Annotated in this window: 10 protein-coding genes and 1 pseudogene; 4 read left to right on the top strand and 7 right to left on the bottom strand. The window is 53.8% G+C overall.

The genetic code is table 11. The features are described from left to right. Positions 1-279: 279 nt before the first annotated feature. Entirely contained in the window at positions 280-735 is a 456-nt protein-coding gene (locus ACWVCN_RS11210) for a group I truncated hemoglobin (protein ID WP_455245798.1), read from the bottom strand. Between the two features lie 541 nt (positions 736-1276). Between ACWVCN_RS11210 and ACWVCN_RS11205 the strand changes: the two genes are divergently transcribed. After that, positions 1277-1546 carry a hypothetical protein gene (locus ACWVCN_RS11205; RefSeq protein WP_455245796.1) on the top strand — a complete coding sequence of 90 codons (270 nt, stop codon included), beginning with the start codon at positions 1277-1279 and terminating at the stop codon, positions 1544-1546. 592 nt (positions 1547-2138) lie between these two features. Here ACWVCN_RS11205 and ACWVCN_RS11200 read toward each other — a convergent pair. The 3 genes from ACWVCN_RS11200 to ACWVCN_RS11190 form a co-directional block, all read right to left on the bottom strand. After that, positions 2139-2414 carry a TMEM165/GDT1 family protein gene (locus ACWVCN_RS11200; RefSeq protein ID WP_455245795.1) on the bottom strand — a complete coding sequence of 92 codons (276 nt, stop codon included), beginning with the start codon at positions 2412-2414 and terminating at the stop codon, positions 2139-2141. 201 nt (positions 2415-2615) lie between these two features. Next, positions 2616-3128, bottom strand: a complete 513-nt coding sequence (locus ACWVCN_RS11195; protein WP_455245793.1) for an OsmC family protein — start codon at positions 3126-3128, stop codon at positions 2616-2618. 95 nt (positions 3129-3223) lie between these two features. Then, complete coding sequence (locus tag ACWVCN_RS11190; RefSeq protein WP_455245791.1) at positions 3224-3574, bottom strand: nuclear transport factor 2 family protein; 351 nt, start codon at positions 3572-3574, stop codon at positions 3224-3226. A 242-nt stretch (positions 3575-3816) separates the two neighbouring features. On the opposite strand from ACWVCN_RS11190, the gene ACWVCN_RS11185 reads away from it, so the two are divergent. Next, positions 3817-4182, top strand: a complete 366-nt coding sequence (locus ACWVCN_RS11185; RefSeq protein ID WP_455245790.1) for a cupin domain-containing protein — start codon at positions 3817-3819, stop codon at positions 4180-4182. 32 nt (positions 4183-4214) lie between these two features. Here the strand turns inward: ACWVCN_RS11185 and ACWVCN_RS11180 are convergent, their stop codons facing one another. Continuing rightward, positions 4215-5054, bottom strand: a complete 840-nt coding sequence (locus ACWVCN_RS11180) for an arsenite methyltransferase (RefSeq protein ID WP_455245789.1) — start codon at positions 5052-5054, stop codon at positions 4215-4217. A 186-nt stretch (positions 5055-5240) separates the two neighbouring features. Beyond that, positions 5241-5561, bottom strand: coding sequence for a hypothetical protein (locus ACWVCN_RS11175; RefSeq protein WP_455245787.1), 321 nt, complete (start codon positions 5559-5561; stop codon positions 5241-5243). Between the two features lie 296 nt (positions 5562-5857). Between ACWVCN_RS11175 and ACWVCN_RS11170 the strand changes: the two genes are divergently transcribed. Then, the gene (locus ACWVCN_RS11170) at positions 5858-6334 is read left to right on the top strand and encodes a hypothetical protein (protein ID WP_455245786.1); all 477 of its coding nucleotides are present in this window, start codon (positions 5858-5860) and stop codon (positions 6332-6334) included. Positions 6335-6411: 77 nt separating this feature from the next. On the opposite strand, the gene ACWVCN_RS11165 is transcribed toward ACWVCN_RS11170, so the two are convergent. Continuing rightward, entirely contained in the window at positions 6412-6978 is a 567-nt protein-coding gene (locus ACWVCN_RS11165; protein WP_455245785.1) for a hypothetical protein, read from the bottom strand. 144 nt (positions 6979-7122) lie between these two features. On the opposite strand from ACWVCN_RS11165, the pseudogene ACWVCN_RS11160 reads away from it, so the two are divergent. Continuing rightward, positions 7123-7413, top strand: a pseudogene (locus ACWVCN_RS11160) (hypothetical protein); the annotation flags it as partial.

Here is a 7413-nt window from a genome sequence, read left to right as displayed (position 1 = left end):
GCCCTATTCCCCCGCGCACGGCGGCTTGGGGAATGTTGCCATGCCGCCGTGCGCGGGGGAATAGGGCGACGGACGGTGAGGGCGGCTGGCTCCAACGAGGGTGAAACCGCACGGCCTCCCGCTGGCGGTGCAGACCTCAATGAAAGGCTCCCCGAAGAAAGGCTCCCCGAACGCTTGCAAGTCGCTGGACCCATCGCCCTTGTGGAGCGTGAGGGGTGTGTGCAGGAACACGCCGAGAGCGGATCTGCGATGTGTTCCTGCCTTCTGCCTGTAACTGAGTTAGGGAGCCTGGACGACGTCGCCTTTCATCGGTGCTAAGAGTGCGAGTAACTCGTCTTGCTCTTTCTTCGGAACCTTGTAGGCATTCAGAGTTTGAACCAGATCGTCGACCATGATGTTGAACTCTGCTTCCGTGATGTCCATGCCGGCATGAGCTTCCTTCATGGAGCGCCCTGTGTACGTGCAGGGTCCGCCCGTCGCCATACAGACTTGATCCGTGAGGTGCATTTTTAGTTTGCTGACATCGATACTCGCCACGCGATCGATAATTTTTTGGTTCGTGATCCTCTTATCGCTGCCAAGCTTATCAATAAAGTCATTGATGACCATCTTGATCGCCTCTTTGCCTCCCAATCGCTCGTAGAGGGTGGGCGTTGGTTTTGTGACCTCACTGGCGCAGGCGTTCATGAAGAGAGCGGTCAGCCCCAAAATCGCAATGATAAATTGTTTGCCCATCGGAATCCTCCTCCGCAAAATAAAAGTATGAAAATGTCTGCTTACTTCAATTAGCCAATAATTCCCCGGACCAATCGGTAGAAATTCTCCCGTGCCAACCGGGTCAGCAACGGGAGTCTTCTACATGACCAGGCTCGTCAGTTCAAGGTTCTTTGGGGGAATTTCCACGAGGAACGAGTGTCCTAACATTGAACAATTGTCGTCGAATCCATGTCCCTTGGTTAAATGGACTCAGGCTTTCTAGAATTACCCTTCATTCCGAAGGAGATGCGAACGCAGGGGTCCATGAATCTGCTGTGCAGTGAACGTGGTTGGCGCACGAATCTCAGGTGAACGTTGAAGTATGTTGCGCAATATACGCGGCCCGGTCCAATGAATCTGCGAGGCTCCTCCTAGGTGCCGTGTGATAGGCGGGAGGAGTGAGGCGCGGATGCTGTAGAGCGCGGGACTGTTCCCTGCTAGGATACCCAACTGAGCTCTTGCGAGCCATGTCAAGCCCAGACGGTCAGCCTGCTATAATTTTATGTATGCGAGGTCGACTATGAAACGAGCGTCCATTATCGCGGGGGTGCTGCTGTTAGTAATGAGTCAGGCGGCTGAATCTGTGTCGAATGCCGCGGACAAACAGGCATCCGAAGAAGGCAAAGGGACGACTGTCGAAGATCTGGGGCGTGGCTTGAAAAACGCGGCACATAATGTGGAAAAAGAAATCCCGAAGATTGGTTCCGCCATCGGAAAGGCATTCAAGAAGATCACCGGAAAGAGTTCAGAGAAAAAGTCGGATCAGGAATCGCCCAAGGAGAAGAAGTAGCACATCTCAAGATAGGATTAGAAATAGTCTGCTTTGAGGTCCGTGATAGAGCATCAAATGTTGGACAGCAGGACCCGCATTGTGTTCTATTTTTTCTCAAGGTCAGAGACACGATTCCGAGGCAAGATGTGGCGCCTGGTGACGCACGTGGAGAGTAAGAAATCCAGCTGGGAAATGATGTGTAGTACCGTGTGTGCTGCCATCGCATTGGCGATTATATTGGGCGGGTGCAAAATGGCCGCTGACTCCTCTTTGGCACGTACAAATGATCAGGCTGTCGACATGTCGGTTAAAGTACAAGCTCTCCAGAGGGAAATACGAGAACGGGATAAGCGCATTGAGGAGTTAGAGTCCCAACTAAAGGCCTTGAAGCTGATTGAGCAGGACTTCGAAAATCAGAGGAAGCCCATCCGACCTCCCGCGACACTGAGACCTATCGAGTAATTATCGTCCCGCCCTCGCCTTGTCCCACAGCTATCAGCATGTCCGATGTGTCCTCCGGATTGATATGTGCTGGGAAATCGATTCCTGGTTCACAGTGGCTGTGAAAAGTATCGCGGTTTCTCCATTCTCTTCCCGGGGCTCCTGGAGGCTAGCTGGCGCGGAGATCGCACAAGGTCCAGATTCCAACCCCGATAAATCCGATTCCTGCCAATAGCTTTAGCATCCGAGGCGAGATGTAGAGAGGAAGTTGGCCGCCTACCAGCACTGCGAGTAAAGTGCAGAGCACGAGCGCCGAAGAAGCCGCAGCAAATACTCCGAGCTTGCTGGTGTGTAGATCGGCCGCGAATAACAGCGTGGCGAGTTGGGTTTTGTCTCCCAGTTCGGCAAGAAATACGGTCACGAAAATCGGCCAAAGTGCGAGCATCAGAGGACTCCTTTTGTTGGAAGACGCTGAGGAGAATGAACGAGGGTCACATTCTACTGCGTAAGGGTAGAGCGGTCTATTGCTGTTGTAAAAAGGATTGGAATCTTCAATGATTCATGAGCAGGTAATTGGTTCAGACGGGCGCTGAAAGTGCGACATGAAGTTACCTGGGTTCCGAGGGACCGCAAAGCAGTGCGCGCGTCAGTATGTGAGCATGCGGTGAGAGATGCTTATTTCCGGTGGATGACGGAGTGTTTGATAGACGACGCAGTACCGTTCGGTGAGTCGGAGCAGTGTGGTGAGCTGTTCCTCCGTTACATCTGTCTCGAGTTCGAAGAAAAGCCGGATGCGCTGAATCCCGACGGGGGTGTCTTTAGAGACCGCGAGCGTGCCGCGAAAATCCAAGTCGCCTTCCGCGCGGACTGTGCCTTCACGAATCTCAACACCGATCGCGGTGGCAACCGCTCCCAGGGTGACTCCGGCACAACCCGCGAGCGCCTCTAGCAACATGTCGCCGGAGCAGACCGCGAGTCCGGTACCGCCTGTGGCCGGATGGAGACCGGCTTCAACAAGAGCCTTGCCAGTCCCGACCTTGCATGTAATTCCGGCTCCGATTCGTCCCTCAGCTTTAAGGGTCACAATTGCGGCATCGGGATGTTTGCGATAACGGTCTTTGAGGGGGGCTTGGAGGGATCGGAGTTCTTCGGCCTTCATCACGTACCTCGTACGATGAATTGTACAAGTCAATGACACTGTTCTTTCTGAAATGGTGCTCAATAAGTTTCAGTTCCTAAGAAAAAGTCGCGGATTCAAACCTTAGGTACAATCTTGCCGGCGAAAGATTGGGCCACGATTTTGCCCTCCTGGACAACAAACGTGTCCGTTGCCAGCTCATACACGTTATCGGCAGTCTCTGCGCTCCAGACAATGTAAGCAAAGTTGCCATCAACCGACTGCTGCTTCATCGTGAATGTTGTGCCGGGTTTCCTGAATTCCGCAAGCATTGCTTGGAACATCGGTTTGATGGCGTCCGGTCCCCTGAGGGGTCCGTTTGGCGTGAACAGGACGGCACCGGGCGCATAGTCAGATAATATGCCGGCGAGGTCGCCCGCGTCGAAAGACGTCAAATGGTGCTCGAGAACTTCGTGTGTTGAAGGCATTTCACAATCCTCCTTTCTGGATTCTGACTGTTCTTCATTTATCATGGGTTGGGTTGTGCGGTCCAACACGGAGAACGACGCAGGCATATCGAAGACAACGGAGGGAGACTGTTCTTCTCGAGCCTCTCCCTTCGCCATCGACATCTTGACAGTGTGTCGGGTTATCGGTTTTATCACTGGCACAATCGGGACGTGTCTCGCGATTTGCGGCAAAGCACGAAGCTATGGGTAAAGGAGGTCCAATGGCAATTCTTATTGAACGTCCAACGAGAATTCAGGCAGCAGGGAACAAACCGAAACTGATCGACGAATTCATCGGGCGGGTGAACTCCGGCACGGCGGCTTTGAGCATCGCCCGCATGCAGAGTCCGTCAGGATGGGAAGAGCCCGGGCAGACGCCGGAGTTCGAAGAATACACGGTGGTCTTAAGCGGGATGCTGCGGGTGGAAACGAAGGAGGAGATGCTGGACGTCCTGGCAGGGCAGGCGGTGGTGACGCCGCGCGGCAAATGGGTGCGGTACAGTACGCCGGGACCCGACGGGGCCGAGTATCTTGCCGTCTGCCTCCCGGCCTTTTCGCCGCAAACGGTCCACCGCGACGGCGTGTAATACCTGCACGACGTTCATGGTGTCTTCCGGTTTCAAGATCGAGCAGGTTTGACGGCCCGGACGAAAGCACTCATGAATTTTCCATCTACCTCGCGGGCGATCTGCTCAATGTCCATACCGGACCCCGAAAGGAACTCCTTGGCATCTTGTGCACTATAGATCCTGGTCGGCTCAATGGTAATTTGTTGAAAGCCTGCCTGCTCCAAGAGAGACCGGTAGGTTTGTTCCTCTAATGCTCCTGCGACGCAGCCTGCCCAGAGTTCCATGCTCTTTTTGATCTCCGGCGGCACAGATCCTCGCACGACGATATCGGAAACCGCTAAGCGCCCGCCAGAGCGAAGTACACGGAAGGCTTCTTTGAGAACACGCGGCTTGTCGCCGGACAGGTTGATCACGCAATTGGAAATAATGACATCCACCGACTGATCGGGCAGGGGAATCTGTTCAATTTCGCCTTTGAGAAACTCGACGTTAGATACACCCGCTTTCCTTTGATTTTCTCGGGCGAGCGCCAACATTTCTTCAGTCATGTCGAGTCCATAGGCCTTGCCTGCGGGACCCACTCGTCTGGCCGAGAGCAAGACGTCTATGCCGCCTCCGGACCCCAGATCGAGCACAACCTGACCCGGGCGCAATTCTGCCAGTGCTGTTGGGTTGCCGCACCCGAGCGAAGCCGCCAGAGCTTCCGCCGGTAACCCGTTTGTCTCACGATCGGTATAGAGATTCGAGATAATCGGATCGAGCTTGCGAGGATCGACCACCGGGCTACAACATGAACTCCCCTCAGTTTGAGCGTCCTTGCCCGTGATCACTCGGAGAGCGACCTTTCCATATTTATCCTTCACCGTATCGCGAATCTCATCCGTGTTCATGGTCAATCTCCTTTGCAAGGCACATTGCAACATCGGTATCGGTACTACATAGCAACGGCTTGGCATGAGTCAAGTTGCGAAAGCAACAAGCCGGCCCGACGGCCGTCGCCAGAGTGCTGAGGCGGGCCTGCGCCGGATGCCGAGGTAAGTTCGTCATGTACGCAATGAGGTATGTCCGTCATGAATTCAATTCGGCTTGGATTCTAGCCTCGGGGACGCATTGGCGCGTCTCCAACCCACGTACCTCACGATCGAGGATATGGCGATCAGCACATAGGCCGGGAGCAACAGAAGCAAATCTATTCGTATGTCGAATCGCGACGGCATGGTGCTTTCGTACAGGACTGCAAGACCAAGCATGGGTAGAGGTAGCCAGCGAAGCAATCGGCTCACTCGATTCGCTCCCAATGATTTCCATGGAACGAGCGAAACGATCACCAAAAACGCTATCGCGAAGAAGCAGGTGTTGAGGATAAGGTTGCGAACAGGATCCTGAACATCAATCACGGGTGCGACACCTCCTGTGCCGCTGTTTTTTGATGACCTCAACGTATCATTGAAGCAAGCAGGGACAAAGCAATCTTTGTTCAGTGAAAGGGTGGAGCGAACCGGCAAAGGGGAAATCATGCTTTCAAATTTCCATTGTATTGAGAACAGATTCTTGCTCCCTTTTCTTTCCTCTAAAGCGCAGATACAATTGCCACGATCGTTTCATGCCGATAGGTGCTGGAGCTGTAGAGGCTGAACTTCGTGCGCGCTAAAATCCTGTGTGTATCCGATAATTTTCAGGAGCGGTTGATCGTATGAACGCAGAAAACTGGATGCCTCGTCCCTGGAATGCGGAATTGCTGGGATGTATCTGGCTGCCGCGCATGTTGGACAAGGGACGTCAAGTCCTGGAGACCCGCCGTCAAGGCCGGGATCTCATGAACAGTTACCTCTTCGGTGACTTCGATTATGCCGATGGCAAGCTCCTGAAGTTTCTTCGTACGAACGATGCTCGCGTTCTTGAGCTTCTCCGAGAATTGGATGATGACGAGGCTGTGGCCAAAGCACTTATCAGCGAGAGTGGTCGTTCAGCCGCGGAAATTCAAGCATGGTGCACACGTTTTCGCACGATCAATGCCCCGTTCATTGCCATGTGGAATGCGGATGAAGGGCGGAGAGAGCCGGGCATAGGATCTACCTTGTTAAAACTCTTCTACAACGGGCTGTTGATGCCTCCCGTCTATGTGGGCTTTTGGATCGCTGAAAAGTTACGGGAGCTCAAACGTGGCTGAGTAACCGGCCTGTTCGTCAAATCGTTCACACGAGACCGACCGAATCCATCAGGCGGGCTCGTCCTCCGCTTCGGGAATCAATCAAGTCTTTCTTGGAGAAGTTTCTCCAGGCGTGCCTGATCCTCCTGGCAAATGGTGTAGTCAATGGCCGGTGGAATCGGCTCTTCGAACACTTGAACGACCTGGGCCGCCCGTTCGACGTCGGTCCATCCAATGACGGACGAAATGCGCTGACAAAATGAGCACATCAGAATGCGTTTATTACTTCGAGGAAGGGACCAGTCCAGCGGCTTCGTATACGCCCGAGGATGCGTGGAAAGTGTTTGAGCCATGAATTGGATAGTTCCATCCGGTAAGCGTAGCATGTCCATCCTTTGAAGCCTGATAACGTGTGGCGTATCGCAATGGAATTCGAACGAGGCAGTTCCATGCTTCCTCGTGTGCTCCAGGAGATGGCGATACCAATGTTTGGTAGGCTGCCCGGCAAGGTGATCGAAAAGGGGGGTTCCTAAGACCCGGTCCGGCAGGTCCTCAACATCGGCGGCCACCGCGGCTCGCCGAAATCCTTCGTCCACATAACACAATCGTTCCGCTACATCGATCTGATAGACGACACGGAGGGGCAATTCAGGGGGCATTCTCATAGCGTTCTGCGGCGTGATAGAGATCTTGCAGCGAAAGTACCGTAACGTTTCCCCTGAAGACAAGACCATCGGAGAGGGGACAGTTCAGATATGAACGCCGCGGTGGATGGACTCGCAAAGAGAAACCGGAGATAATGTGCCACGATGAGCGCATCTCCACTCACCCAGTCGGATCGAACCTGGCCGGAAGTCGTGGGACTCATTCCGGCCGCAGGGCAGGCCAAGCGACTTCAGCCATTCCCCTGCAGTAAAGAGATGTTTCCAGTCGGGTTTAGCCGCGACGAACAGACCGGAACGCCGAGACCGAAAGTTGTCAGTCAGTATTTGATGGAAAAGTTTCAGACAGCAGGGATTACCAAAACGTACATTGTGATTCGGGAGGGGAAATGGGACATTCCGGGCTATTTCCGAGAGGGTTATGGTGTGGGAATGTCG

The organism is Petrachloros mirabilis (assembly GCF_975968855.1).
Note: the sequence above shows the minus strand (reverse complement) of the source record. Positions and strands in the feature narration are given on the sequence as shown.

Coding starts and splice junctions, on each gene's coding strand:
- ACWVCN_RS11195 (WP_455245793.1), bottom strand. CDS start 3,128: ATGAAGGCCGAAGAACTCCGATCCCTCCAAGCCCCCCTCAAAGACCGT.
- ACWVCN_RS11210 (WP_455245798.1), bottom strand. CDS start 735: ATGGGCAAACAATTTATCATTGCGATTTTGGGGCTGACCGCTCTCTTC.
- ACWVCN_RS11205 (WP_455245796.1), top strand. CDS start 1,277: ATGAAACGAGCGTCCATTATCGCGGGGGTGCTGCTGTTAGTAATGAGT.
- ACWVCN_RS11200 (WP_455245795.1), bottom strand. CDS start 2,414: ATGCTCGCACTTTGGCCGATTTTCGTGACCGTATTTCTTGCCGAACTG.
- ACWVCN_RS11170 (WP_455245786.1), top strand. CDS start 5,858: ATGAACGCAGAAAACTGGATGCCTCGTCCCTGGAATGCGGAATTGCTG.
- ACWVCN_RS11180 (WP_455245789.1), bottom strand. CDS start 5,054: ATGAACACGGATGAGATTCGCGATACGGTGAAGGATAAATATGGAAAG.
- ACWVCN_RS11165 (WP_455245785.1), bottom strand. CDS start 6,978: ATGAGAATGCCCCCTGAATTGCCCCTCCGTGTCGTCTATCAGATCGAT.
- ACWVCN_RS11185 (WP_455245790.1), top strand. CDS start 3,817: ATGGCAATTCTTATTGAACGTCCAACGAGAATTCAGGCAGCAGGGAAC.
- ACWVCN_RS11190 (WP_455245791.1), bottom strand. CDS start 3,574: ATGCCTTCAACACACGAAGTTCTCGAGCACCATTTGACGTCTTTCGAC.